Here is a 25,469-nt window from a genome sequence, read left to right as displayed (position 1 = left end):
GCTCAGGCCTCCTTCGCTTCGGGGGCAAACAGGACCTGAAGGCAGCCGAGCGCCTCGGCGATGGCCTGAAGCACCATCGCGACGAAGGCCGTGAAGAACACCAGGTGGTAGGGCCAGACGACGGGATTCCAGGCGCTTTCGCCGGAGCGTTCGCCCCATTGGTAGGCCTCGATCGTGTAGTGATAAAGCGCGATGGTCAGCCAGATGCCGATGGGCAGAAACAGCAGAAGGTATCCCGCCAGGTCCAGGGCCGCCTTGAGGCGCGGCGAGAAGCGGCAGGCGACAACGTCGATGCGCACGTGCTGGCCGTCGCGCAGGGCGTAGGCGGAACCCAGCAGGAATGAGGCGCCCATCGCCATGTAGCCGATCTCGTAGGCCCAGATGGTCGGCTGGTTGAAGACATAGCGCGAGACGACCTCGTAGACCGAGGCGAGGATCAGGGGCACGAGGATCAGGGCCGAGAAATAGCCCAGGACACCACTGATCGCTCCGATGAAGCGGCGAATGGATGAAATCATGTCAGAGTTTCCTGTGGGACGGCGTGGCAGCCCCGGACCCTCGGCGGGTCGGGGCTGCGGCTGTCCGGTCGGGCGTTCAGTTGGACGAGCTGTCCTGCGGCGGCAGGGCCATCTTGCGATAGCTGTCGGCCTCGGACCAGCTGGATTCGAACTCGCGCTGGGAGGTGAGCACGCGCTCGAACCACTCATTGCCTTCGGCCTGCTGGTCGGCCCATTCCATGCCGAGACGCTTGGCGGCGTCCTTGACTTCGTCTTCCAGGACGATGACCTCGTTGCCGTTCTCGCGGTAGAACTTCAACGCCTTGGCATCCTCGTTGCCGAGGCGCATCCAGCTTTCGAAGGTGACCAGTTCGGCGGCCAGCCTGACCATTTCCTGATCCTGCTCCGACAGCGCCTCCCAGGCGGCGTCGTTGATCACCAGTTCATAGGGCGCGACGGGCTGGTGCACGCCGGGTACGACCACATACTTGGCAATCTGGTAGAAGCCGGGGGACACGTTTTCATAGAGCGAGCCCCACTCGGTCGCGTCGATGGTTCCGCGTTCAAGCGACGTGTAGACCTCGCCACCGGCCATGGTGACGGGCGAGGCGCCCAGCTCGCTGGAAATCTCCAGCCAGGCTCCGGCGGTGCGCATCTTGAGGCCTTGCAGGTCCTCCAGCGTCGAGACGGGTTTCTTGGAATGCAGGAAAACCTCGGCCGGCCGCATGAAGAGGGGCATGGAAACGAGACCGAAGCGATCCTGGCGGAATTCGGTCCAAAGCTCCTGTCCGCCGCCCTGATAGAGCCAGTGCAGCATGCGTTCGCTGTCCATCGAGCCGGCGAAACCGCCGAAGAGCACGGTGGTCTTGTCTTTGCCCCAGTCGTACCCCATCCAGGTGTGGCCGACCTCGGCGACACCGCGTTTCACGGTGGTGGACACGTCGAGCGCCTTGCCCAGCGTGCCGGCAGGGAAGACCTCGATCTCGACGCGGCCTTCGGTCATTTGCGAAACGCGCTCGGCAAAGGCCTCGGCGCCCAGTTCCATCAGCGGACCGCCGGTGACCGTGGTGGCCATTTTCCATTCGTGCTCGGCGGCGAGCGCGGCGCAAGCCATCAGGCCGCCCGTCATGCTGGCGGCCAGCGCGATGGTCGCGATGCCTTTCTTAAACGGTGACATTGGTTCTCCTCCCTATCTGGTTTCTTGCAGGCTCTGCCCTTCCATACCCTTTGTTTCCCTAGGAACCGTCGATGATGACGAACGCCTGCCGGCGCCGGGGAGCTGCACCGGGGACTCGTAAACGACTTTTGGTCGACGGTCAATATGCAATTAATACGTAACTAATATGTCAGTTGAGAAGCGGGCGGTTTTTGAAAAGCGATATACTGAGTTGTGCAATTAAATACTGCGACCGATGTCAGTGCCCTTGCAGACTCTGGCGGCACGCCTGTCGGTGGAACGCCTGACGAATTGCAGGCCCACTAAGATACACAGCCGTCGACCGACGTCAGAAGCCGCTTGCCTTCGGTAGCCAGGCGGACAGGAAAGGCAGGAATGTGATCAACAGCAACGCCACGGCGTGGGCGATGAAGAAAGGCGGCATCTCGCGGATCAAGGTCGACGGCTTGAGCCCGACTGTCGAGGACACGACGAAGATCAGGCTGCCGACCGGAGGCGTCGTCAAGCCCAGTGTCAGGTTGACGATCACGACGATGGCGAAATGATTGGGGTCGATCCCCAGCGCGAAGCTGATGGGTGCGAGAATGGGAACCAGGATCATGACGCCGGGCAAAGGATCCATGAAGAGGCCGAAGACCAACAGCAGAAGGTTGACCGCCAAAAGGAAAACGACCGGTGCAAGCTCCCATGCGATGATCGTTTCCGCGAGGAATTGCGGGATGCTTTCGATGATCAGCACCCAGGCAAAAGCCCGTGCCGCCCCGAGGATGAGCAGCACCGCGCCTGATGTCAGCGCTGCGCGCAGCACGATGGCGGGCAGGTCGCGCAGGCGCAGTGAACGGTAAACGAACATGCCGACGAAGAGCGCATAGAAGACCGCAATGACAGACGCCTCGGTCGGGGTGAAGACCCCGAAACGAATACCGCCCACGATCAGTACGATCAGAATGAGTGCGGGCAGGGCGAACAGCGCGATCCGAGCGATCTCGGCGACGGAGGGCATCGGCTCGCCGGAGGCATAGTTGCGCTTGCGGCTAACGCGGGCATTTGCCCAAAGGACCATGAGGGTGATGACCAGCCCGGGCAGGATACCTGCCATGAAAAGCGAGCCGACCGAAACGTTCTGGTCCTGCATCGCATAGATGATCATGGTGATCGAGGGCGGGATGATTGGCCCCACGACGGCGCTGGCTATGGTGAGCGCGCTGGCATAAGGGCGGTCGTATCCGCCGTTTTCCATCATTCGGATCATCATCGTTCCGGGACCGGCGGCATCAGCCAGAGCGCTGCCGGAAATGCCGGCGAACATCGCGGAACTGACCACGTTGGCATGTCCAAGCCCGCCGCGCAGGTGCCCGACCAGGGATTGCGCAAGCCGCAGGATAGCCAGCGTCACCGCGCCGCCGGTCATGATCTCCGAGGCCAGAATGAAGAAGGGCACAGCCAGCAGCGGGAAACTGTCGAGGCCCGAGAACATTTCCTTCACCACTACGAGCGGCTGGTAGCTCGAGGCCAGGGTGATCGCCGCGAAAACCGAGATCGCCATCGCGAAGGCGACCGGCAATCCAAGTATCAGAAGCAGGAAGAGCGCGGGGAACAGTATCTCAGCCATTGGCACCGCCGGTGACGGTTTCGTCATCGACACCGCGGGCGTCGAGGCTTTTGTAGGCGCCCGCGGTGATGAGTGGGCGGGCGATAAGCAGCAAATGGACGATCAGCAATGCGAAACCGACAGGCATGGCCGCATAGACGTAAAGGAAAGGCAGTCGCAGGGCTGGAGTGACCTGAAATTGCATCCGCTGGGCGTACTGCCATCCGACATAAACCATGTATCCGAAAAATGCCAAAAGTATCAGGACGATCAGCGCACGAAGTATCTTCTGTCCGGCTGACGGCAGACTGTCCTGCAGGTTCGTTATCGCGACATGGCCGCCAATGCGCAGGATCAGCCCTGCGCCTGTGAATGTCAGCCAGATCATCAGGTAGCGCGCGACCTCATCGGCCCAGGGCAGAGAATGCGCGGTGAAATAGCGCAGCGAGATATTCGCGCCCACGACCAGCGCCATTCCCGACAGCATTAGAATGAGAGCCCAGCCGTTCAGCACGACGAATATATGTTCGAGCCGTTTCAAAAAGGCGCCCCCGGAACGTGCGTCGGCGCCGAGAGGCGCCGACGCGGTATCATCATTCGAAGTCTACGATCGAGTCGACCAACTCTTTTCCGTAGGTCTCGTAGTAGCCTTCATAGGCGGATGCGATGGACTCCTGGAAGGCTGCCTTTTGTTCGGCCGACAACTCGTTCACCTTCATGCCGCGCTCTTTGAGCGTTTCGACGCCGGTGGTTTCGACGTTGTCCACGTAGCCGCGCATGGCGGTCACGGCCTCTGCCGCGGCCTTCTCGAAAGCGGCTTTCTGGTCGTCGTCAAGACCGTCCCAGAACGGTTTGGACACGAGCAGCATGGCGGGTGAATAAACGTGACCGGACAGGGTCAGATATTCCTGCACTTCGTCGAGCTTGACCGATACAATGACGGACAACGGGTTTTCCTGACCGTCGATCACGCCCTGCTGCAGCGACGAGACCACCTCCGGCCATGCCATCGGCGTCGGTGCGGCCCCCATCGCGTTGAAAGCCGCGAGGTGCACGGGGTTTTCCATCGTGCGGATCTTCAGGCTTTCGACATCGGCCGGGGTTTCGATGGCATTCCGATTGTTGGTGATGTGGCGGAAGCCTTGTTCGCCCCAGGCCAGACCGTGCAGGCCGACATTGTCGAATTTGGCGAGGATTTCCTGGCCGATCGGACCATCCAGCACGGCACGGGCATGATCGAGATCGCGGAACAGGAACGGGATGTCGAAGACGCCGGTATCAGGCACGAAGTTGGCCAGAGTGCCGGACGAAACGATGGTGGCTTCGATGGTGCCGAGTTGCAGCCCCTCGATGACTTCACGCTCGCCTCCGAGGCCGGAGGAGGGGAAATGGTTGAATTCGAACGCGTCGCCGGTTTCGGCCTTGACGACCTCTTCGAACTTCTGCGCCGCGACGCCGTAATGGCTGTCGGGGGCCAAGGCGTAGCCGATCTTGACTTCGGTCTGTGCGAGTGCCGGAAGCCCCATTGCAAAGAAGATGCCGGTCGAGACCAGCCCGCGGGTAATGAACGTCATGGTTTTCCTCCCGTTTAACGTTTACTTTAGCTACACACGTATTTTTAAGGTGACAACCCCGTCTCAGAGCGCTGCGCGCGGCGGGCTTATCAGCCGCCTTGTTGCTTTCTGAAAAGGCGAACCAGTTCCGGCACGTAGGCATCGGCAGGACCGGTTTCGACCGTCGCTGCCAAGGCGGCTGACACGCCATCGGCGACTGTCATGCGCGCACCGGCAGCTTCGGACATGCTGCGGTAATAGTCTATGTCCTTCCGAGCGTTCGAAACGAAAAAGGGCAGGGCGTCGCGATCCTGCGATATGATGTATGGGGCGAGCCGATCCAGCGCGGCGCTCGCGCCGCCGCCCCCCGCCAGGACATCGACGAAAACCTTCGGGTCGATGCCGGTATCGGCGGCCTGGGCGGCGGCCTCGGCCAGCAGGGTCATGAAGCCGACCGAGACGTAATTGTGCAGAAGCTTCAGCCGGTGACCGTGGCCGAGCGGGCCGACGTGATCTACATTCTCGGTGAACGCGGCAAGAACGGGTCGCACCTTGTCCAGCGTCTCGCCCGCACCGCCGACCAGAAGGTTCAAGGTCCCTTCGTGGGCATGTATCGCGGTGCGTGTCATGGGAGCATCAAGATAATCACCGCCCGCCTTTCGAATGAGGGCTGCCATTTGCAGGGTCGACTCGGGCAGCGCTGTCGAGCAGTCAACCACGATCGTGCCCGGGCGTAATGAGTCGGCAAGGCCGTTCGAAGAACTGACAATCGTTTCGATCTGGGGGGAGCCGGTTACGCAAAGTATCACGACGTTAGAGGCCGCGGCGACCTCGGATGTTGTCGTACAGGCATTGGCCCCGAGCGCGACCAGGTCATCGGTGGGCTGGTTGCCGGGGTGATCGAGAAAGCTGAGCGCAAAGTCGCTTTGCATCAGGATGTTGCGGGCGATGCCGTGGCCCATGAGCCCGACGCCAATGATGCCGACTTGCATGTGCTTGCCTTTCAGGTTGCGATTATACAGAGGGCGTCCGGACGCGGCCTAGTCCGCGTTGATCCAGATCGCCTTTGTATCGAGATATTCTTCCATGTGCTCGGTCCCGCCCTCACGACCGTAGCCCGACATCTTGACGCCGCCGAAGGGCACGGCCGGGTCGATGGCATGGTACATGTTGACCCAGACCGATCCGGCCTTCAGTCGATGCGCCAGCTTGTGCGCCGTGCCGAGATGGGTCGAGAAGACGCCTGCTGCCAGGCCGTAGGGTGTGGCGTTGGCGCGGGTTACGACCTCTTCCAGATCATCGAACGGCAGGGCCGAGATGACGGGGCCGAAAATTTCTTCTCGCGCGACGCTCATTGTATCGGTGACGCCGCCAAAAACGGTCGGTTGGAAAAAGTGCCCGGCCGCAAGCTCCGGCCCCTCGGCCCGTGCGCCGCCGGTGATCACGTCGGCACCTTCGCGCGGTCCCGCATCGAGGTAGCCCGCGATACGCTCGGCCTGACGGGCCGAGATGATCGGGCCGATCTCGGTTTCCTCGTGTATACCGTGGCCGATGCGCAGACCAGCGGCATAGTCGGCCACGCGGCGCACGAATTCATCATGAATTTCGCGCGCCACGAACAGGCGCGACCCGGCAATGCAGATTTGTCCGGAATTGGCGAAGACGGCCATGGCGGCGACGGGAACCGCCTTTTCGATATCGGCGTCCCGGCACACGATGACGGGCGACTTGCCCCCCAGTTCCAGCGAGACACGCTTCAGGTTGCCGGTCGCGGCCCGGGCAATGGCCTGGCCGGTGGCGGTCGAGCCGGTGAAGACGATCTTGTCGACGCCATCGTGTTCGGCCAGCGCGGCGCCGGCCTCTTTGCCCAGGCCCGTGACGATGTTCAACACACCGTCGGGCAGGCCGGCCTCCTGCATGATCCGGGCGATCATCAGGACGGTCAGAGACGCCTCTTCGGACGGTTTCAGGACGACTGTGCAGCCAGTTGCGATGGCTGGCGCGATCTTCCAGACCGAGCCGGCGATCGGGGCATTCCACGGTATTATCGCGCCGACGACGCCGATGGGGTCGCGCACCGTCTGAGAGTAGATGTCACCGGGAAAAGAATTGGGGATTGTAGAGCCGTGGATCGCCACGGCCTGACCTGCGTAGAAGCGCAGCATCCCCAGCACCCGCCGGCTGTTGGCGAGCGTGCGCTGGATCGGCATTCCCATATCGAGCGTATCGGAAAGACAGAGGTTATCCCATTCCTTCTCGAAGCGGTCAGCTATTCGCAGGAGCAGCGCCTGACGTTCGAACGGCGTCCATTTCGACCACGGGCCTTCGAACGCCGCGCGTGCCGCCTTGACGGCCGCATCGACATCCGCCGGGCCGCCCTTGGGCACGGTGCCCAGCAGGGCGCCGTCAGCCGGATTACGGGCCTCGATGGTCTCGCCCGAATGGGCATCGCACCATTTCCCGTCAATCAACATCGGGCGGTGCCCGCCGTCATAAAGAGCGGCTGCCGCTGCGCTCCAGTCCTTCATGGCGCCCTCGCCTTGCGTGATTGTATTGTCCGTCGAAACCAACGGTATGTTCCCGCAGCCGACTATGCCGCTGTTTACACCAGCGGGTTTCCGAATGACCAGCGGATAACGGCTTCTTGTTTCAGGAGGCACATTAAACGACCGGATCCGATCGACAAGATCCTGGAGGATTCCGGCGTCGCGAAGATGACGCTGTACAACCATGGGCCGATCAATTGGCCCCGCTCAAGGAGGGTGTCATCGCAACCGCCCATGGCGCGGCATGCCCGATATGGCGGCCCGGATGATGATGCAGCCCTCGCCGAGGCATAGTTGCCTGCGCCGGTCCGTCTCGCGCCCGGATACAGCACAAGGTTGGTCGCTTCCCGCGCGTGTCGTAGAATGCGGGTCATGGGGTACGTGACATCTCTTTTCGCGCGTAAGGTGCTCGCCGCGGCTGGCGACGGAATCGACGCGGCCGAGATGCTGTCTTTGGTCGAGATCGATATCGATTGCCCTTGGAATACCAAGCAGATGATCCCGGCCGAGCGTTACTACGACATGCTTGAAAGGATCGCCGACCAGATCGATGCGACCGACCTGCCGGTGCGCACGGGGGCCTCGATGCGGCTTGACGAATACGGCGCGCTCGGGCTGGCGTTCAAGGCGGCGACGACGCTTGGCGCGTCCTATGCGCGGGTGGAACGCTATGCGCGCCTATGGACCAGCGTCGCGGAATATGAGCTGCGGCCCACGGTCGGGGGCACGCTTTTTGTCCTGCACCGTACGGGCGAACGGCGACTCGGAATGCGGCTGTCGAACGAGGCTACTCTCGCGAGCGCGGTGTCCATCGCAAGGCAAGTCTGCCCGGAGCCGCTCACGCCCGTGGAAGTGCTGGTCCGGCATCCCGCACCGCGCCGGATCACCGCGCACGAAAAGTGGTTCGGCTGCCCGGTGCGCTTTGGCGCCGAACTGGACGCAATCCTCTATGCCGAGGAAACGCTGGCACGCCCCAACATCCTGGGGGACGAGGGGATCTCGAAATACCTCACCATGCATCTGGACGCCGAGCTGTCCGAGATCACCCGGGAGCCGGCGCTGGTTACACAGGCAAAAGCATCCATTGCCCAAGCCCTGAGCGAGGGCGCGCCGAGGATGGCCGAGATCGCAAGTGGCCTCGGACTCAGTGCGCGGTCGTTTCACAGGCGGCTCTCCGAGCATGGACTGAACTTTCAGACCCTGACCGAGCAAACCCGCCGCGACCTCGCCGAGGGACTCTTGCAAGACGACAGCCGCTCATTGGCCGAAATCGCGTTCCTCACCGGCTTCTCCGAGCAGAGCGCCTTTACCCGGGCGTTCAAACGCTGGGTCGGCACGACGCCAGCGGCCTTTCGCAAGGATATGGCCCGCCGCTGACAGGCGCATTGGCGGCGGTGGTCAATAGGCTGGCATCGCCGGTCAATACCGGACCGCATCAGGGCGCCTATTCCGTGGCTGTCGAAACCGAAGCCAAGGAGAAACCCGATGCAAGACCACCCGATCCTCGTTATTGGTGCGACCGGCAAGACCGGCCACCGCGTCGCCAGCCGCCTCGAGGCGCGTGGCCTTCCCGTGCGCCGCGGCGCGCGCAGGTCCGCAACGCCTTTCGACTGGGAGGCGCCGGAGACCTGGGCATCGGCCCTGCGCGGGGTTCGCGCAGCCTATGTCACCTACTTTCCCGATCTTGCCTTTCCGGGGGCCTTGGAAAAGCTCGAGTCGCTGTGCGAGACAGCCCGCGATGTGAAGGTCGAGCACCTCGTACTGCTCTCTGGTCGTGGCGAGCACCATGCGCGGTCGGGTGAAGACGTGGTGCGCAGTTCAGGCCTTGACTTCACCATTTTCCGGGCCGCCTGGTTCGCGCAGAACTTCTCTGAAGGGTACCTGCGTGATCCTGTTTTGGCGGGTGTCCTGCCGATGCCCGGCGGCGATGTCGCCGAGCCCATCATCGACATCGACGATATTGCCGACGTCGTGGTTACGGCGCTGACCGAAGACGGGCACAGGGGCGAACTTTACGAGGTGACCGGCCCACGTCTGATGTCATTCGCGGACATGGCGGCCGAGCTGTCCCGGGCGACCGGGCGCGAGATCCGGCATATCCCGATCAGCTTCGAGGAATTCCACGGCAATATTGCTGAAGCTGGCGGCACCTTCGTCGCCGACGTCTTCACAGCCATCGCGCGCGAAACCCTGGACGGGCGCAACGCCCATACCACGGACGGCGTGACGCGCGCGCTTGGCCGCGCTCCCCGCGATTTTGCAGATTTCGCCCGGGACGCGGCGCGAACCGGGGCCTGGACCAGCGCCGCCTGACGCCGTGCCGAGAAAGAAGGATGGCATGAGACGTAAAGTCGAGAAGGTGCTGTCAGACCAATTCGACCTCGTCTTTCCCTTGAGCAGTGAGGCTGTTCTTTAATGCCGCGCCGAGTTGGCGGTTCGTCATCCGTCGCGATGATACCGACCGAGACGATGATCGCCTCGGTCGGCTACCCCTTGATCGGATGGGAACACGATGGCGTCGTTGCCATAAAATCGAGATTGCGGTGTACGGGGCGCCATCCCGAACGCAAGGTCGGACGCGCGGAGGCATTCGGTTGCCTGCGGTTTCCTGCTGGCCGACATGCGCCGGCCAGTAGGTTGAAATTCAACTGGAAACCAGCCCCGACATGCGGATCGGCAAGGACGTGAAGCGCTGGCCGGTCGCGTGGTAGACCGCGTTGCCGATCGCGGCGGCGGTGCCGACAATCCCCATCTCGCCGATCCCCTTGACACCGAGCGGGTTCACGTAGTCGTCCTGCTCTTCCAGCATCTCGACACGCACCTCGCGGATGTCCGCGTTCACCGGAATCAAGTATTCCGCGATATTGGCGTTCAGAAACCGCGAACGCGCCTTGTCCACTTCGGTCGCCTCGTGAAGCGCGGAGCTGATGATCTCACCCTTCCTGCTGGTCGCGAACCTGCTCGATGGCAGCCACGATGTTCGGGTAGGCGCCGCAGCGGCAGAGGTTGCCGCTCATGTATTCGCGGATCTCGGCGGCGTCCGACGCATGGCCTTCCTCGATGCACGCTATGGCCGACAGGATCTGTCCGGGTGTGCAATATCCGCACTGGAACGCGTCATTCTCGGCAAAGGCGGTCTGCATCGGATGCAGATCACCGGTCGGATCGGCGAGACCTTCTACCGTCACGATCTCTGCGCCCTCGGCCGTGACCGTCAGGGTGAGGCAGGAGTTTACGCGGGCGCCGTCGAGCAGAATGGTGCAGGCCCCGCACTGACCCTGGTTGCAGCCGATCTTGGTCCCTGTCAGCCCGAGATTGTCGCGCAGTGCCTCTACGAGCGTCGTCCGTGGTTCGACGCTGACGTGCCGGGTCTTGCCGTTGACCGTCATCTCGATTGTGCGCGCGTCGGCACTTGCTTCGGCTTCTTGGGCCTTGGCGGCGCCGACGGCCATGCCAAGAGAACTCGCAACTGCGGAACTGCCTTTCAGGAAGCCACGCCGGGACACTCCGGGTTGGCGAATATCAGGGGGAGTACTGGACATATGGGGAGCTTTCGTTACTGCCGGTACGGCTGGCAGCTAACTTGCGGTCGCCCTCCGGCAAGGGGCCTCTAGAGCTTGAAATTCCTGATGGATTTTGTCGCAGAGCTTAAGCACAGGGCGGGCCTGCTAAAATCAGAAGGGGAATGTCCTGAATCTTTTTTGCGCTTGAATCAAAGAACAAACGTCTCGGGCAAGCCTATGGCGATCGTAATTCGCGCCGTGACATTGACGACTGCGGGGCTGTATCGCGGTCTCGTCGGCTGAACCACGGTGCGCAGTCGGCCAGCCTTTGCGGAACAGCGGTTCACGCCTCCCAGTAGTAGGCAAAATAACCTTCGGACAGACCAAGACGCAGCGTTTGCCGGAACCGGGCTTTCGCATTTCGGACAACGGTCTTCTCGGCCGCGACCCAGACAAAGCGATCAGGTCCCTGTGGTAAAGGAGCCTCCGACAGGCGATCCCACAGCGACTCTCCTCGGTTCCGTACGCACCAGCTCAGATCGACGCCGTCGGGCCGAGAGAGGTCACAGATATCCGCCTCGGTGCCTACCTCCAGCAGGGCGTGACCACGCCGGTCGGGCGCAGACGTCTGAAGGATTCGGCGGATAGCGGGGATTGCGGTTTCATCCCCGGCGATCAGGATATTCTGGCCGGGCGGGAACCCGCCGCTGCCCGGCCCGCTGATGCCGACAAGGTCGCCGCGCTGCGCCGTTCTCGCCCAAGTCGTGGTACGACCGCCTTCATGTTCGAAGACGTCGAAGGTGAAGCGCTCGCGTTCGGGATCAAGCTCGACGAATGTATAGGCCGCGCGATGCAGGCTATCGGCGCCGAGGGGCATCACGGTCCGGCCGTTATCATCAAGGCGAGGCCAGACGGGCATACGACCGTCGGGTGGCAACAGGAGTGAGAAATGCATGCCCCGTTCTGCCGACAGGCGCCGTGTATCGGAACATGCCAGTTCGACGCGCAGGAAATTGGGGCCGACGCGGCGGATGCCGTGCACAGTCGCGGTCGTGAAGTTGAGGGGTGCACGATTCCGCAGGATATCCCCCTGCCATTCCGCGCCGGAGGTCAACCCGGGCGCGACATGGTCGAGAGTATAGTGCAAATAGTCTCGGATATTCTGAAGCGCGGCCGCATCGACGGCGTCGATGTCGACCTGCAGGGTTGCACGGCTGGCCTCGAGCGAAACCGTTGCGAGCGGCACGGTGACGATCAGGCCGCTGCGGGTCTCTTCCACGAGCAATTCAGCGTCTCGGGCATGAGCGGAGATGTGGGTGATGAGGTCTTCCGGCAAGACGCCATGAAAGACCGCCGATGCGTGCAATGTCTTGCTCACGATGCGATCTCTTTCCTCGTGGGCGCAGGTTCTGAGAAATGTCGGCCTATGGGCAACATGACTGGTTTTCCGGAAGTGGGATCCGGGACAATGCGGCAGGCCACACCGAAAACTTCTTGCACCATGTGTTCGGTCAGAACCAGTTCGGGCGCGCCGGACGCATGTACCTTGCCGCGCCGGAGTGCAACAAGGTGGTCGGCATAACGCGCGGCAAGATTGAGGTCGTGCAGGACCATGACGATGGTCGTGCCACGCGCTCGGTTAAGATCGACCAGCAGATCCAGAATTTCGACCTGGTGCGCGATATCCAGGAAGGTCGTCGGTTCGTCGAGCAGCAGGATATCCGTTTCCTGCGCCAGGGCCATGGCGATCCAGACCCGCTGGCGCTGTCCGCCGGACAGCTGGTCGACCTCGCGGTCGGCAATGTCGGTGGTTCGGGTCGCCTCCAACGCCGCGGCAATCGCGACGTCATCGGCACGGGTCCAGCGCGACAGAATACCCTGATGCGGATGGCGGCCGTGACTGACGAGGTCCGCCACGGTAATCCCGTCCGGGGCGATGGGCGATTGCGGCAAAAGACCCATCCGGCGGGCCAGCTCGCGTGTCGGGATCTCGCGCACCGAGCGGCCATCGAGCACGACCTGCCCGGCGCTCGGCCGCAACAGCCGCGCGAAGCACCGCAGCAGGGTGGATTTGCCGCAAGCATTGGCCCCCACAATCGCGGATATGGCCCCCGGCGGCACCGTGACATCGAGACCGGTCAGGATCTTTCGCGTGCCGTATCCGGCCTCCAATGATTCGACGTGCAGTATGCTCATGACGCGCCCCCGCTTCTGTGGGATCGAATGATCAGATAGATGAGGTATGGCGCCCCGAGGGCCCCGGTAATGACGCCCACGGGGTAGCGCCCCGCCAGAAGGTGCTGACCTGCGTAATCGCCCAGCAGGACAAGCAATGCCCCCACCAGGGCGGAGGCCAGCAAGGGTGTCCGGCCGGTGCCGGCAATTCTCGCGGCAATCGGCCCCGAAAGAAACGCGACGAAGGCGACCGGGCCGGAAACCGCCGTCGCCACCGAGATCAGCCCGACGGCGGCCATGACCAGCACGAGCTTTTCGAAACGCAGCGGCACGCCGAGGGCGGCGGCGGCGTCATCGCCAAGCCGCATCGCCTCCAGATTGTCGCGCCGGGCCAAAAGCGGTCCGCCCAGCAGGACCAGCGACAGCAGAACGGGGAGCGCCTCGGGCAAGGTTGCGCCGTTGACGCTTCCGGTCAGCCAGCGCAAGGCGTCCTGCAGCGACCACGCCGGGGCACGCGACAGGACATAGGCTATCATGCTGTCGAGCATGGCAGAAATCCCGATGCCGATCAGGATCAATCGTGCGCCGGACACTCCGTCACGCCAGGCCAGCAGGTAGATCAGCAGGGCCACCATCATCCCGGCAACGATCGCGGCGACCGAGACGGCCAGCCCGCTCCATCCCAGGACGACGATGGCGAACACGGCCGCCGCGCTGGCCCCGGCGCTGATGCCGATGATGTCGGGGCTGGCAAGTGGATTGCGCAGCAGTGTCTGGAAGATTACGCCGCCAAGACCGAAGCTCATTCCGGCAAAAATCGACAGCGTCGCGCGGGGCAGGCGCAGTTCCAGGATGCTGAAACTTGCGCCGGGCACATCGTGCCCGGACAGCACGCGCAGAAGGTCCGATGGCTGGGTCATGGTCGGGCCGGTGACCAGCGTCAACCCGACGCCCGCGACGAGGAGGCCCGTCATGAGGGCGACAAGCTGCAAGCGGGCCCTTCGTCGCGACAGGCGTAGCGCAGCGATCCACGTGGTCGCGTCTTTATGCGCAAGATCGCTCACAGGTCGCGAACCCGCCGTTTGCGCACGATCCAGATGAAGACCGGCGCGCCGATAAAGGCCGTGACGATCCCCACATCCATCTCGGAGGGACGCGCGACGATGCGCCCAAGTACGTCCGCGCCGATCAGAAGGATCGCACCCGTCAGAGCCGCAAACGGCAGGAGCCAGCGGTGGTCCACGCCCACAAGCAGTCGGCAGACGTGCGGCACGACCAGCCCGACGAAACCGATCGGCCCGCAGATGGCCGTGGTCGCCCCGCAAAGCAACACAGCCCCCAGCGCCGCGCTGGCCCGCGCCACTACCACGTTCGCGCCCAGCCCGGCCGCCGCATCGTCGCCCAGAGCCAGCAGGTTCAGGCTGCGGGCGGACAGCAGGCACAGGATCAGACCGGCCAGCAGGATGGGCAGGCACGGCAGGATGGCGTCGAAACTGGCACCGCCGATCCCGCCGACCTGCCAGGATCGCACACCCCCGGCGATATCGTTGCGCGGCAGGATGATCGCGATTGTGAACGAGGATGTTGCAATGGCCGTCGCCGCCCCGGCCAGCGCCAGTTTCAGCGGTGTCGCGCCGCCCCGACCGAGCGACCCCATTGCATAGACGAAACAGGAGGCCAGTCCGGCCCCGAGGATCGCGGTCCAGAGAAACGCGTCGAGCGTCTGCATTCCGAACCACGCGATGCCAATCACCACGGCCATCGCCGCACCCGCATTGACACCCAGTATGCCGGGATCGGCCAGCGGGTTGCGGGTGACACCCTGCATGACGGCTCCGGCCAGCCCAAGCGCGGCCCCTGCGAGGACCGCAAGCACCGTGCGGGGTACGCGCACGGCGACCACCGCCTGCGCAATCGTTTCTGTCGAGCCGGTCGCACCTGCCAGTATATCGGCCCATCCCACCGATCGCGTGCCCAGGCTGACCGACACGATGCAGGCCATGCCAAGAACCACCAGGACGACGATCAACCAGGCAAGCCGGCTGCTCCGGGTGCGCCACATGGCCGCAAACCCCGTCTCAGTGGGGACAGCGTCGGTCATTCTGCCTTGCGCGCCGCGTCCGCCAGCCTTGCGACGTAGTCTTCAAGCACGAAGGGGATCGACAGGGGGGTGGGGTTGGCGGCTGTGCCCACCGGATCGTTTCCCAACAGCACGACCGCCCCGGTCTTGACGGTCTTCATCCGCGAGGTCAGCGGGTTTTCCGCGACCCGCTCCATCAGTGTCTCGCCGCCATAGGTCACAACGATATCGACGTCATCAAAAACGTCGATCTTCTCGGCGCTCACTTCTCCCGCATAACGCCCTGGTTCGGTGGCGTCCGTGACGGCCTGCGGCGAGGTCAGGCCGAGATCTTCGAGAAAGCGGACACGCGGATCGTTGGCGGAATAGAAGCGGATCACGCTCAGATCCCGGACATCGAGATGCGTGACGAACATCGCGCTCTTCCCGGCGATTTCGGGGTGGCGCGCGGACATCGCGGCGATCTGCGACTCGATATCGGCCACGAGGGCGTCGCCTTCGGTCGCCATGCCAAGCCCGGCGGCATTCAGGCGGATCATCTCGCGCCAGCCGGTCGACCAGGGCCCGTCCGTGTAGGCAATCGTCGGGGCGATCCTGCTCAGGATGTCATACTCGGATTGCGACAGGCCGGAATAGGCCGCGAGGATGATGTCGGGACGAGTGGCCGCCACCGCCTCGAAGTCGATGCCGTCGCCTTCGTCGAACAACACCGGCGTTTCGGCACCCAGCGCCTCCAAGCGTTCGGCGACCCAAGGGAGGATCCCGTCACCGTCGTCGTCTCCGAAATTGGCCCGTGCAAATCCGACCGGCACGATCCCTAACGCCAGTGGCACCTCGTGGTTGGCCCAAGCGACAGTCGCCACGCGTTCCGGTCGCGACGGCACCGTCGTGGTGCCGAAGGCATGATTGATCGTAAGCGGAAATTCCTGTGCGGTCGCGGGTGCCACGAGCGCTGCGCCGAGCCAAAGAACAAGGACGGCGACGCACGTTTCCATAAATTTGAACACTGGTTTCCAAAGCCTCCGTTCGCTGCGGGGACAAGAACTGCCTCCGGCTAGTCGTTTCCGCTTCGCGCCGTCAAGCAGGGCAAGGGGTCCGAACCGCCATATCCGACAAAATTTATCAATTTTAAAGAGAATCCGACAAAAACAATCGGAATATACAATACATCTTCGCATGATCCTGCGCTATGTCCCGTCGACGCCAGACCCGACCGGACGCATCCGGGCAGGGATTTGGCAACGAACAGCCAGCGGGAATCCGAGCACGACGGCGGGTGCCTGCAGCACCATCGCGATGTCGCAGCGCAAAGCACGCAGAAAACGTCAGAAGAATGGACGCATTTTATGGGGGCACTCTTGAGAACAAATCGATCACCTTTTCCACGCTCGGTCAGCCCGGTGGCGGCGCTTTTTGGCTGCACGGCACTGGTGGCCCTTCCGTTGACCGCCGCGGCTCAGGACGGCACTGGCGGAGAACCCTACCGCCTTGGAACGATCTTCGTCGATGCCGGCGCCGAGGCGGATGACGACGCCAATTCGACCATCGCCAAGGAGCTTTGGACCGGCGGCAAGGTCGCGACCAGCGTTCTTGACACGCCCGCGTCGGTGTCGGTCATCACGCAGAAGGAATTTGAAGAGCGGAACGTCGACAAGGTGGAAGACCTGCTGGAATACACGCCCGGCATCGTCACCGACTATTTCGGGACCGACGATCGCAACGACTACTACCTCGTGCGAGGGTTTCAAGCCTCGACCTATCGCGACGGCTTGACCTTGGGGTCGATGCGCGGCGTGCGCGAGGAACCATATGCGTTCGAACGGGTCGAGGTGATGAAGGGCGGCAACTCTACCCTTTTTGGAACGTCCGATCCCGGCGGCACACTCAATTTCGTGACCAAGACGCCGAAATTCGAACGGTTCGGCGAGGTTTACGGCTCTTACGGCACCAACAATCACACCGAACTGGGCTTCGACTTCGGCGATGTCCTGAACGAGGACCGGACGCTGGCCTACCGTTTCGTGGGAAAGGTGCAGGATTCAGAGCTGGACTATGATTTCTCTCGGGACGACGAGACGTTCCTGCTCGGATCCTTCGCATGGTCGCCCAGCGAGGATACCAAGCTGACCTTCACGGTGGATTATCTCGACCGCGACTCCACACCGAACAGCGGCGGTTACCCGATAGACCGGGAATACGACCGCAGCCAGTTCTTCGGTGAGCCGGGTTTCAATTATCACGATGTCGAGCGACTGACCGTGTCGGCCGGGTTCCAGCACGATTTCCGCAATGGTCTGCGGCTGAACGCGAACCTTCGTTACAGCGATCTCACCGACGACTTCGCCTATGTCTACATCTCCGACAACGCGGCCCGCGTCGGGACGATGGTCGACCGTTTCTACTTCGGGACCGACAGCACCGCCGAAGAGGTGATCGGCAACGTGATCCTGCAATACGACACCAGCTTCGGCAGTGTCGACAGCAGCACGCTGGCCGGGCTGGAATTTCGTGACGCGTCGACCACCAGTGCGTCGATCTTCGGGGCCTACACGCCGATCGATGTCGACAACCCGGTCTATACCGGCGCGCCCACCGGGCTCGTACCCTACAGCGTGCAGGCCAATGACTTTGCCACGCAATCGATCTTTCTGCAGCAGAACCTGTCTTTCGCGGACCGGTTCATCGTGACGGCGGGCGTGCGGCACGACTGGCTGGACATCACCAACACCGATCGACTTGCGGCTACGACGACAAGCGCCGATTTCTCGGAAACCTCATGGCGGGGTGCGTTGACCTACAAAGTCACGGACGAAATCTCGACTTATGCCAGTTATGTCCAGTCGGTCGCGCCACCCTCGATCGGCACCGATCCTGAACGCGGCGAGCAATACGAGATCGGCCTCAAGTATCAGCCCCAGAGCATCAACGCGCTGTTCACCGCGTCGCTTTTTGATCTTACCAAAAAGAACGTCGTGGTGCCGGTTGTCCTGCCCAGCGGTGTGATCGAGCGACAGACCATCGGTGAATCCCGCGTTCGCGGCCTGGAACTGGAAGCGCGCGCCGAACTGGCCCGGGGTCTGACCCTTTCCGGCGGCTACAGCTACCAGGATTCCGAGTTCGTTCGCGGCAATGTCCGAGGCGTGACGGTGGACGGAAACCAGTTTGCGTCGGTGCCCGAGCACATGGCCTCGCTGTGGCTGACCTATGACCTGCCGACCGCCGGATCGCTGGGAGACATGTCCGTGGGCCTCGGTGCGCGTTATGTCGGCAGCTATTACTACAACGCCTACAACAACAATGGCAAAAGCCCGGACCAGTTCCTGTTCGACGCGTCTTTCTCGTACGAGTTGGCCGAGAACACGGAACTGCAGGTCAATCTCAGCAATATCTTTGATGAGCAGTATGTCGTGGGACGGGGAACGGCGGATTACTACAATCAGGGCCGGACAATCACGGCCTCCCTGCGCCGCAGTTGGTAACCAGTCAGGCCCATCGGCGGCAGGGGCAATCTCGCTGCCGCGGCCCCCTGTGCCCGTCAGCCCCTCCCCTGGTCTCGCCGCCAGGTTCCGGGCGTTTTGCCGACAAGCTGGCGAAACGCGCGAGTCAGGTGGGCCTGGTCGGAAAAGCCCAACCGGTCCGCGATGTCCGCCACGCTAAGATCGGTCTCCGTCAGAAGGTTCCGCGCTTGTTCAAGCCGCTTGTTCAAATGCCACTGGTGCGGCGACATGCCGGTCGTATTCTTGAACACCAGCGAGAACCAGCTTTCCGAAAGGTTCACCGCCTCGGCCATCTGCGCGATGCTGAGCCTGTGACCGCGCGCTTCTTCCACGCGCAGTGCGACCCGACGCATCTGCGCGGCGGTCAAGCGGGCGTTGCCGGTTTCCGTGCTTTGCTGGTCCATGTCCAGCAAGGCCGTAATCAGGCAATTCACAAGGCTTTCGACGAAGAGCGCGTGCCTGGTGGGGTTCGCTATTTCCTTGACCAGCAGTCGCGCCAGCGGCTCGATATCCGTGACGTCGTCGCGCTCGACCGGGTTTTCCAATACCTCGACCGCGCTGGAGCGGGGGATCGCGCCGGACAGGAACTGGATCGCCCACGCGTAATCCATGTGAATGTCGACATGGGTGAACCTGAGCGGTTTGGAAAATCGGGTGCGAAGCTCCATGCCCGCCGGCACGAAGATGGCGCGGGCCAATCTGCCGGTGCCGGTCCCGGTCGTGGCCGAAATCGAGCTCATATCGTCAAAGAAGATGCTCAACCTTGGATTGGCCGAGACATACTGCCCCGTCGCGCCACGATCGCCGCTGGCTTCCCAATGCGCCACCAGAGCATTGTCGAACTGGCGCCACTGGACGGGCCGGATGCAGTGCAGCTTTTCTGTTTGACCGGAAAAGTCGTGACTATAGCCCATTCGGGTCAGGCTCCGCATGAAAGGTGTCGGGATTTGGCTATCCGGCGTGTGACGGACGGGGCCGGCGCACATTCCAGAATGGCTTGGGCCAGCAGTATGACGCCTAAACTGCGCGATAACAAGTCGGGACGGACTGCTCGCGACCGGTGCGGCTCGCCAAACTCCGCGCGCCTAAGGCGCTTTCGCTGGCCCATCTGGAGCGCTGAACCTGCAATGCTGGACGGCGGTGGAAGCCTCTCCTAAACGGTGGCGGCGGGGAACACCTGCCGGTCCGATCATCAGTATCCCCGGTCGTGAAGGAAGTCACATGCTGCGTCAGTTTTTCGAGTATTACCGCCCGCATATGGGCCTCTTTTGGCTGGATTTCGGCTGCGCGGTGATCTCGGGCTTGCTGGAGCTGGCCTTTCCGCTGGCCGTGGCGGGGTTCATCGACCATCTGCTTCCGCGCGGTGAGTGGGCGCTGACCATGTGGGCCGCCGTCGGTCTGGTGGTGGTGTATCTGATCAACGCAGGCCTCATGGCGGTGGTGATCTACTGGGGTCACAAGCTGGGCATCAATATCGAGACGGAGATGCGGGCGAAGGCCTTCGACCACCTGACACGGCTGAACTGGGGCTGGTTCGACAAAGCCGAGACCGGCAAGCTGGTGGCGCGGGTGACCCGTGACCTGGAAGAGATCGGCGAGGTGGCGCATCACGGCCCCGAGGACCTGTTCATCGCCATCATGACGTTCATCGGGGCCTTCGCCCTGATGCTGTGGCTGCACGTGCCGCTGGCGTTGATGACAGCCGTGATCGTGCCGGTGATGGTCGTGCTTCTGGCCGTCTATGGGGGGCGTATGACCCGGGCATGGCAGGCGATCTATGGCCGGGTGGGCCAGTTCAACGTGCGGCTGGAGGAAACGCTGGGCGGCATTCGCGTGGTGCAGGCCTTTACCAACGAGGCGCATGAACGCGAACTTTTCGCGGATGCCAACCGCGGCTATCGCAAGACCAAGCTGGAGGCCTACCGCATCATGGCGGCGCTGACGACGCTGCATTATATGGGGCTGCGCTCGGTCCAGGTGATCGTGATGGTGGCGGGCGCGGGCTATGTCTTTTCCGGCTCGCTGTCGACCGGCAGCTTCGTGGCCTTCCTGCTGCTGGTGGGCGTGTTCTTCCGTCCGTTGGAGAAGATCGCGGCGGTGGTCGAGACCTATCCGCGCGGCATCGCCGGGTTCCAGCGGTTCCAGGCGCTGCTGGCAGAGCGCGCCGAGATCGCCGACGCGCCGGACGCCAGGCCAGCGCCGGACCTGACCGGACGGATCGAGTTTGACGACGTTGCCTTTACCTACGATGGCGCGCGAGGTGTATTGCACGGCGTGTCTCTTGCCGTCGAGCCGGGCCAGACGGTTGCACTGGTAGGTCCGTCCGGCGCGGGCAAAAGTACGTTGATGGCCTTGCTTCCACGGTTTTATGCACCGACGTCGGGCGAGGTTCGGATTGACGGCCAGTCCGTCGCGGACATGACCCTCGACAGCCTGCGGCGGCAGGTGGGATTGGTATCGCAGGACGTCTTCCTGTTCGGAGGCACCCTGCGCGAAAACATCGCCTATGGGCGGCTTGACGCATCGGACGAGGAGATACTGCACGCCGTTCAGCAGGCACAGTTGTCCGAGATGGTGTCGGAGTTGCCCGATGGTCTCGACACGATGGTGGGCGAACGGGGCGTCATGTTGTCAGGCGGACAGAAACAGCGCGTCGCCATTGCACGTGTCTTCCTGCGCGACCCCCGATCCTGCTTCTGGACGAGGCCACTTCGGCGTTGGATAGGGGCACGGAGCGCAAGGTGCAGGCGGCGCTGGATACGTTGTCGAAGGGGCGCACGACGCTCGTCATCGCCCACCGCCTACAGACCGTTCGCCACGCCGACCGGATCGTGGTTCTCGATGAAGGCCGGATTGTGGAGGCGGGCACGCATGAAGAACTGGTGGATCGGCAGGCGAATTACTTCTCGATGATGGACTGAGACGCCGAAATCATAAAAAATGGCAGGATCCGCTTTCGCTGCCAGGCCTTTAGATGCGGAAAGATGCGTTGCATTTCTCGAGGCCGCGTCCGCGCCATCACTGCCCGCCCTATTCTACGGGTATCGGGCGATCCTCATGACCGAGCTTCCGCCTGTTAATGCAGCAGGCTTCAGCGCGGTGCGCAAAAACTTGGCGTTCACTCTGGACTTTGCGTGCCGCACATCTTTCTATTGGCCGGCACCCGGGTTCTTTTTATCATTTGGTCAAACATTCTGGGCACGCCACATTCCAACAGGGGGATAAGTTCCATGACGCAACACAGAAAAACCAGCCCGACCGGCCTTTCGCGCCGGAGGTTCCTGAGCACCACAGCCGGCACCGCGCTGCTTGTGGCGGCGGGCGTGCCGGGGGCGCTGAAGGCCGACGAGCCGCTCAAGGTCGCGGGCATCTACACCGTGCCGGTCGAGCAGCAATGGGTCAGCCGCATCCACAAGGCCGCCAACACCGCGCAGGAGCGGGGCGATATCGACTATGTCTTTTCCGAGAACGTGTCGAACACCGACTATGCCCGGGTCATGCGGGAATATGCCGAGCAGGGTTATGAGCTGATCATCGGCGAGGTCTTTGCCGTCGAACAGGAGGCGCGCGAGGTCGCGGCGGAATATCCCGATATCGCCTTCCTGATGGGCTCGAGCTTCAAGCAGGATGAGGCGCTGCCGAACTTCGCGGTCTTCGACAACTACATCCAGGATGCGTCCTATCTGACGGGGATCATCGCGGGGGCGATGACCGAGACCGGCAATATCGGCATGGTCGGCGGCTTTCCGATTCCGGAGGTCAACCGCCTGATGCATGCCTTCATGGCGGGCGCGCGCGAGATGAACCCCGACATCACCTTTCAGGTCAGCTTTATCGGCAGCTGGTTCGATCCGCCCAAGGCCAAGGAAACGGCCTTCGCCATGATCGAGAATGGGGCTGACATGCTTTATGCGGAACGGTTCGGCGTGTCGGACGCGGCAAAGGAAAAGGGCGTTCTGGCCATCGGCAACGTGATCGACACGCAGGCCGAATATCCTGAGACGGTCGTGGCCTCGGCCCTCTGGCACTTCGAGCCGACGCTGGACAAGGCGATTGCCGAGGTGAAGGCCGGCACGTTCACCGCCGCTGATTACGGTGTCTATTCCTTCATGCAGGAGGGCGGATCGTCCCTTGCGCCCTTGGGCACGTTCGAGGGCGAGGTCCCGCAGGAGGCGCTGGACCTTGTCGAGCAGCGCAAGCAGGAGATCATGTCCGGCGAATACACGGTCGAGATCAACGACGAAGAACCCAAGTCCTCTTAAATGGCAAGCGACGACGCGGCGCAGGTGGTCCTGCGCCTCGATTCCATCACCAAGCGTTTCGGCAAGCTGGTCGCGAATGACGCGGTCAGCTTGTCGCTGCGTGAGGGCGAGGTGATCGCCCTGCTGGGCGAGAACGGCGCGGGCAAGACCACGCTGATGAACATCCTGTTCGGACAGTACACCGCCGATGAAGGCAATGTGGAGGTCTTCGGCCAACCGCTGCCGCCGGGCAATCCGCGTGCGGCGCTCGATTCCGGGGTGGGCATGGTGCACCAGCATTTCACGCTGGCCGACAACATGACGGTGCTGGAGAATGTCATCCTGGGCACCCAGCCGCTTTTGTCGCCGCGCCTCGACCGGGGGGCGGCGCGCGCCAAGCTGGAAAAGCTGGCGCAGGATTTCGGGCTGCAGGTCCATCCCGATGCCAAGGTGGGCAGCCTGACGGTGGGCGAACGCCAGCGGGTCGAGATCCTGAAGGCGCTGTACCGCGATGCGCGCATCCTGATCCTGGACGAGCCGACCGCCGTTCTGACCCCGCAGGAGACCGAGGACCTTTTCGCCACCCTGCGCAAGGCGATCAAGCTGGGCCTGTCGGTGGTCTTCATTTCCCACAAGCTGCACGAGGTGATGGCGATTTCGGATCGCGTGCTTATCCTGCGGCATGGGCGGCTGGTGGCCGAACGGCCGATTGCCGAGGTCAACAAGGAAACGCTGGCCTCGCTGATGGTGGGGGCGGACGTCGCCGCGCCCAAGGTCGCGCCGGGACAGCCCGGCGAGGTGCTGATGCGGATGGACGCGGTCACGACGCCCGCGCGCGGCAATGCGCCGGGGCTGGCGGATGTGTCGCTGGCGCTGCACGCGGGGCAGATCGTGGGGCTGGCGGGGGTCTCGGGCAACGGTCAGGGGGCGCTGGCGGACCTGATCGGCGGGCTGATCGCGCCGGCAGAGGGACGGATGGAACTGGACGGCGCGCCGCTGGACACATGGTCGCCGCGCGCAGCGGTGCAATCGGGCATCGCCCGCATCCCCGAGGACCGGCACAAGACCGGCACCATCGCCGAGTTCGACCTGACAGAGAATGCCATTCTCGAGACCTATGCCCAGCCGCCCTACAGCCGGTCTGGCCTGATGAACTGGGGCCGCGCCGAGGCCTTTACCCGCGAGATCATCGAGACCTATGACGTGCGCTGTCCCGGGCCGGGCACACGCATCCGGCTGCTTTCGGGGGGCAACATGCAAAAACTGATCCTGGGCCGCGTGCTGGAGGCCGGACCGCGCATCATCCTGGCCAACCAGCCGGTGCGGGGGCTGGATATCGGCGCGGTCAATTACGTGCATGGGCAGTTGCTGGCGGCGCGGGACAGGGGCGCGGCCGTGCTGCTGATCTCGGAGGACCTTGACGAGATCATGGCGCTGTCGGACGTGATCCACGTGATTTCCGAAGGCCGCCTGTCACCGGGATTCGCGCGCGGGTCGGTGACGCCCGCCGAACTGGGCGTCTGGATGGCGGGTCAGGGGTTCGAGAAGGAGGCCGAACATGCGTCTTGAACCGGTCGCGAACCCGTCGCTTTGGCGAGCCACCGTGCCGCCCGCGATTGCCATCGGCTCGACCGTGGTGATTGCGTCATTGCTGGCGATGGCGGCAGGGGCCAACCCGTTTTCAGTGATCGGCCTGATCCTCAAGGGTGCGTTCGGGTCGAAATTCGCCCTGCTGGAGACGTTGAACCGGGCGACGCCGCTGATCTTCACGGGCCTTGCGGTGGCGGTCGCCTTCCGGGCGCGGCTGTGGAACATCGGGGCCGAGGCGCAGCTTTACGCAGGCGCCTTGATGACCGTCGTTCTGGGCACCGGCATGTTGCAATGGGGGGCTTTTGCCCTGCTGCCCGCGCTGGCGCTCGCGTCGATGGTGGCCGGGGCGCTGGTGCTGCTGGTGCCCGCACTGCTGAAGGTGCGGTTCGGCGTTGACGAGGTTGTGACGACACTGCTGTTCAATTTCATCTTCCTGCTGTTCATTTCGATGCTGCTGGAAGGGCCGCTGAAGGACCCGATGGGCATGGGCTGGCCCAAGTCCGAGCGTCTGGTGGCCGAGGCGCGGCTGCCGCGTATCGTCGAAGGGCTGCGCCTGCACTGGGGGTTCGCGCTGGCGCTGATCGCGGCGGTGGTGGTCTGGGTGATCGAACGGCGCACCACGCTGGGCTACGAGATGCGCGCCGTGGGCCTGAACCGCGAGGCGGCAGGATTTGCGGGCATCCCGGTCAACGCCGTGCTGATCAAGACGGCGCTTCTGTCGGGCGGGCTGGCGGCGCTTGCGGGGTTTTCCGAGGTCGCGGGACTGAAGGGGAACCTGACGCTCGACCTTAGCCCGGGCTATGGCTACACCGGCATCGTGGTGGCGATGCTGGCCCTGCTGAACCCGTTGGCGGTGGTGGCGGCGGCGCTGTTCGTGGCGGGCATCTTCGTCGGGGCGGACAGCATGAGCCGCGCGGTGGGGGTGCCAAGCTACCTGGCGGATATCATGCTGGCCACGGCGCTCTTGCTGATGGTGGTGGCGATCCTGCTGACCCGGTTCCGCGTGGTGAGGGAGTAGG

At 63.2% G+C, this 25,469-nt stretch carries 22 protein-coding genes and 1 pseudogene; 8 read left to right on the top strand and 15 right to left on the bottom strand.

All coding sequences use genetic code 11. The features are described 5' to 3' along the window. Nucleotides 1-2: 2 nt before the first annotated feature. From ACSQ76_RS16135 to ACSQ76_RS16105, 7 genes are all read right to left on the bottom strand, one after another. On the bottom strand, nucleotides 3-518 hold the full coding sequence (locus tag ACSQ76_RS16135) for a TRAP transporter small permease subunit (protein ID WP_437157397.1): 516 nt from the start codon (nucleotides 516-518) through the stop codon (nucleotides 3-5). Between the two features lie 76 nt (nucleotides 519-594). Beyond that, the gene (dctP, locus tag ACSQ76_RS16130; RefSeq protein ID WP_437157396.1) at nucleotides 595-1,674 is read right to left on the bottom strand and encodes a TRAP transporter substrate-binding protein DctP; all 1,080 of its coding nucleotides are present in this window, start codon (nucleotides 1,672-1,674) and stop codon (nucleotides 595-597) included. A 328-nt stretch (nucleotides 1,675-2,002) separates the two neighbouring features. Then, nucleotides 2,003-3,286 (bottom strand): TRAP transporter large permease, encoded by a 1,284-nt coding sequence (locus tag ACSQ76_RS16125; protein WP_437157395.1) that lies wholly within the window; start codon nucleotides 3,284-3,286, stop codon nucleotides 2,003-2,005. After that, complete coding sequence (locus ACSQ76_RS16120) at nucleotides 3,279-3,806, bottom strand: TRAP transporter small permease (RefSeq protein WP_437157394.1); 528 nt, start codon at nucleotides 3,804-3,806, stop codon at nucleotides 3,279-3,281. The genes ACSQ76_RS16125 and ACSQ76_RS16120 overlap by 8 nt, the downstream gene beginning before the upstream one ends. Before the next feature lie 52 nt (nucleotides 3,807-3,858). Then, nucleotides 3,859-4,839, bottom strand: a complete 981-nt coding sequence (locus ACSQ76_RS16115) for a TRAP transporter substrate-binding protein (RefSeq protein WP_437157393.1) — start codon at nucleotides 4,837-4,839, stop codon at nucleotides 3,859-3,861. Between the two features lie 89 nt (nucleotides 4,840-4,928). Further along, nucleotides 4,929-5,810, bottom strand: a complete 882-nt coding sequence (locus tag ACSQ76_RS16110) for an NAD(P)-dependent oxidoreductase (RefSeq protein WP_437157392.1) — start codon at nucleotides 5,808-5,810, stop codon at nucleotides 4,929-4,931. 48 nt (nucleotides 5,811-5,858) lie between these two features. Next, entirely contained in the window at nucleotides 5,859-7,346 is a 1,488-nt protein-coding gene (locus ACSQ76_RS16105) for an aldehyde dehydrogenase family protein (protein WP_437157391.1), read from the bottom strand. Nucleotides 7,347-7,736: 390 nt separating this feature from the next. Between ACSQ76_RS16105 and ACSQ76_RS16100 the strand changes: the two genes are divergently transcribed. Beyond that, nucleotides 7,737-8,741 carry an AraC family transcriptional regulator gene (locus ACSQ76_RS16100; protein WP_437157390.1) on the top strand — a complete coding sequence of 335 codons (1,005 nt, stop codon included), beginning with the start codon at nucleotides 7,737-7,739 and terminating at the stop codon, nucleotides 8,739-8,741. Nucleotides 8,742-8,849: 108 nt separating this feature from the next. Then, a complete protein-coding gene (locus ACSQ76_RS16095; protein ID WP_437157389.1) occupies nucleotides 8,850-9,677 on the top strand; it encodes an NAD(P)H-binding protein in 828 nt (275 codons plus the stop codon). Between the two features lie 331 nt (nucleotides 9,678-10,008). Here the strand turns inward: ACSQ76_RS16095 and ACSQ76_RS16090 are convergent, their stop codons facing one another. Then, nucleotides 10,009-10,263, bottom strand: coding sequence for a hypothetical protein (locus tag ACSQ76_RS16090; protein ID WP_437157388.1), 255 nt, complete (start codon nucleotides 10,261-10,263; stop codon nucleotides 10,009-10,011). Between the two features lie 34 nt (nucleotides 10,264-10,297). Next, nucleotides 10,298-10,906: a 2Fe-2S iron-sulfur cluster-binding protein gene (locus tag ACSQ76_RS16085; protein WP_437157387.1), complete on the bottom strand. Its 609-nt coding sequence runs from the start codon at nucleotides 10,904-10,906 to the stop codon at nucleotides 10,298-10,300. Between the two features lie 75 nt (nucleotides 10,907-10,981). Between ACSQ76_RS16085 and ACSQ76_RS16080 the strand changes: the two genes are divergently transcribed. Further along, the gene (locus tag ACSQ76_RS16080) at nucleotides 10,982-11,170 is read left to right on the top strand and encodes a hypothetical protein (RefSeq protein WP_437157386.1); all 189 of its coding nucleotides are present in this window, start codon (nucleotides 10,982-10,984) and stop codon (nucleotides 11,168-11,170) included. 40 nt (nucleotides 11,171-11,210) lie between these two features. Here ACSQ76_RS16080 and ACSQ76_RS16075 read toward each other — a convergent pair whose 3' ends face one another. From ACSQ76_RS16075 to ACSQ76_RS16055, 5 genes are all read right to left on the bottom strand, one after another. After that, nucleotides 11,211-12,245, bottom strand: coding sequence for a siderophore-interacting protein (locus ACSQ76_RS16075; RefSeq protein ID WP_437157385.1), 1,035 nt, complete (start codon nucleotides 12,243-12,245; stop codon nucleotides 11,211-11,213). Further along, entirely contained in the window at nucleotides 12,242-13,063 is an 822-nt protein-coding gene (locus ACSQ76_RS16070) for an ABC transporter ATP-binding protein (protein WP_437157384.1), read from the bottom strand. The genes ACSQ76_RS16075 and ACSQ76_RS16070 overlap by 4 nt, the downstream gene beginning before the upstream one ends. Further along, on the bottom strand, nucleotides 13,060-14,016 hold the full coding sequence (locus ACSQ76_RS16065) for a FecCD family ABC transporter permease (RefSeq protein WP_437158222.1): 957 nt from the start codon (nucleotides 14,014-14,016) through the stop codon (nucleotides 13,060-13,062). Before ACSQ76_RS16065 ends, ACSQ76_RS16070 begins: the two co-directional genes overlap by 4 nt. Before the next feature lie 86 nt (nucleotides 14,017-14,102). Next, nucleotides 14,103-15,143: a FecCD family ABC transporter permease gene (locus ACSQ76_RS16060; RefSeq protein WP_437157383.1), complete on the bottom strand. Its 1,041-nt coding sequence runs from the start codon at nucleotides 15,141-15,143 to the stop codon at nucleotides 14,103-14,105. Then, nucleotides 15,140-16,117 carry an iron-siderophore ABC transporter substrate-binding protein gene (locus ACSQ76_RS16055; protein ID WP_437157382.1) on the bottom strand — a complete coding sequence of 326 codons (978 nt, stop codon included), beginning with the start codon at nucleotides 16,115-16,117 and terminating at the stop codon, nucleotides 15,140-15,142. Before ACSQ76_RS16055 ends, ACSQ76_RS16060 begins: the two co-directional genes overlap by 4 nt. Nucleotides 16,118-16,522: 405 nt before the next feature. Between ACSQ76_RS16055 and ACSQ76_RS16050 the strand changes: the two genes are divergently transcribed. Next, nucleotides 16,523-18,601, top strand: a complete 2,079-nt coding sequence (locus tag ACSQ76_RS16050) for a TonB-dependent siderophore receptor (RefSeq protein ID WP_437157381.1) — start codon at nucleotides 16,523-16,525, stop codon at nucleotides 18,599-18,601. 56 nt (nucleotides 18,602-18,657) lie between these two features. Here the strand turns inward: ACSQ76_RS16050 and ACSQ76_RS16045 are convergent, their stop codons facing one another. Further along, nucleotides 18,658-19,533: a helix-turn-helix domain-containing protein gene (locus ACSQ76_RS16045; protein WP_437157380.1), complete on the bottom strand. Its 876-nt coding sequence runs from the start codon at nucleotides 19,531-19,533 to the stop codon at nucleotides 18,658-18,660. Between the two features lie 307 nt (nucleotides 19,534-19,840). On the opposite strand from ACSQ76_RS16045, the pseudogene ACSQ76_RS16040 reads away from it, so the two are divergent. From ACSQ76_RS16040 to ACSQ76_RS16025, 4 genes and pseudogenes are all read left to right on the top strand, one after another. Beyond that, a pseudogene (locus tag ACSQ76_RS16040) lies at nucleotides 19,841-21,540 on the top strand (ABC transporter ATP-binding protein). Nucleotides 21,541-21,849: 309 nt separating this feature from the next. After that, on the top strand, nucleotides 21,850-22,881 hold the full coding sequence (locus tag ACSQ76_RS16035; protein ID WP_437157379.1) for a BMP family protein: 1,032 nt from the start codon (nucleotides 21,850-21,852) through the stop codon (nucleotides 22,879-22,881). After that, entirely contained in the window at nucleotides 22,882-24,429 is a 1,548-nt protein-coding gene (locus tag ACSQ76_RS16030) for an ABC transporter ATP-binding protein (RefSeq protein ID WP_437157378.1), read from the top strand. Continuing rightward, on the top strand, nucleotides 24,419-25,468 hold the full coding sequence (locus ACSQ76_RS16025) for an ABC transporter permease (RefSeq protein ID WP_437157377.1): 1,050 nt from the start codon (nucleotides 24,419-24,421) through the stop codon (nucleotides 25,466-25,468). The genes ACSQ76_RS16030 and ACSQ76_RS16025 overlap by 11 nt, the downstream gene beginning before the upstream one ends. Nucleotide 25,469 lies beyond the last annotated feature (1 nt).

It is taken from the genome of Roseovarius sp. B08, from assembly GCF_051417955.1.
GTDB lineage: Bacteria > Pseudomonadota > Alphaproteobacteria > Rhodobacterales > Rhodobacteraceae > Roseovarius.
Note: the sequence above shows the minus strand (reverse complement) of the source record. Positions and strands in the feature narration are given on the sequence as shown.

Excerpts from the sequence above, each read along its gene's own strand:
- ACSQ76_RS16135 (WP_437157397.1), bottom strand. The coding sequence starts at position 518 with ATGATTTCATCCATTCGCCGCTTCATCGGAGCGATCAGTGGTGTCCTG.
- dctP (WP_437157396.1), bottom strand. The coding sequence starts at position 1,674 with ATGTCACCGTTTAAGAAAGGCATCGCGACCATCGCGCTGGCCGCCAGC.
- ACSQ76_RS16125 (WP_437157395.1), bottom strand. The coding sequence starts at position 3,286 with ATGGCTGAGATACTGTTCCCCGCGCTCTTCCTGCTTCTGATACTTGGA.
- ACSQ76_RS16115 (WP_437157393.1), bottom strand. The coding sequence starts at position 4,839 with ATGACGTTCATTACCCGCGGGCTGGTCTCGACCGGCATCTTCTTTGCA.
- ACSQ76_RS16110 (WP_437157392.1), bottom strand. The coding sequence starts at position 5,810 with ATGCAAGTCGGCATCATTGGCGTCGGGCTCATGGGCCACGGCATCGCC.
- ACSQ76_RS16105 (WP_437157391.1), bottom strand. The coding sequence starts at position 7,346 with ATGAAGGACTGGAGCGCAGCGGCAGCCGCTCTTTATGACGGCGGGCAC.
- ACSQ76_RS16100 (WP_437157390.1), top strand. The coding sequence starts at position 7,737 with ATGGGGTACGTGACATCTCTTTTCGCGCGTAAGGTGCTCGCCGCGGCT.
- ACSQ76_RS16095 (WP_437157389.1), top strand. The coding sequence starts at position 8,850 with ATGCAAGACCACCCGATCCTCGTTATTGGTGCGACCGGCAAGACCGGC.
- ACSQ76_RS16085 (WP_437157387.1), bottom strand. The coding sequence starts at position 10,906 with ATGTCCAGTACTCCCCCTGATATTCGCCAACCCGGAGTGTCCCGGCGT.
- ACSQ76_RS16070 (WP_437157384.1), bottom strand. The coding sequence starts at position 13,063 with ATGAGCATACTGCACGTCGAATCATTGGAGGCCGGATACGGCACGCGA.
- ACSQ76_RS16065 (WP_437158222.1), bottom strand. The coding sequence starts at position 14,016 with ATGACGGGCCTCCTCGTCGCGGGCGTCGGGTTGACGCTGGTCACCGGC.
- ACSQ76_RS16060 (WP_437157383.1), bottom strand. The coding sequence starts at position 15,143 with ATGACCGACGCTGTCCCCACTGAGACGGGGTTTGCGGCCATGTGGCGC.
- ACSQ76_RS16055 (WP_437157382.1), bottom strand. The coding sequence starts at position 16,117 with ATGGAAACGTGCGTCGCCGTCCTTGTTCTTTGGCTCGGCGCAGCGCTC.
- ACSQ76_RS16045 (WP_437157380.1), bottom strand. The coding sequence starts at position 19,533 with ATGGGCTATAGTCACGACTTTTCCGGTCAAACAGAAAAGCTGCACTGC.
- ACSQ76_RS16035 (WP_437157379.1), top strand. The coding sequence starts at position 21,850 with ATGACGCAACACAGAAAAACCAGCCCGACCGGCCTTTCGCGCCGGAGG.
- ACSQ76_RS16030 (WP_437157378.1), top strand. The coding sequence starts at position 22,882 with ATGGCAAGCGACGACGCGGCGCAGGTGGTCCTGCGCCTCGATTCCATC.
- ACSQ76_RS16025 (WP_437157377.1), top strand. The coding sequence starts at position 24,419 with ATGCGTCTTGAACCGGTCGCGAACCCGTCGCTTTGGCGAGCCACCGTG.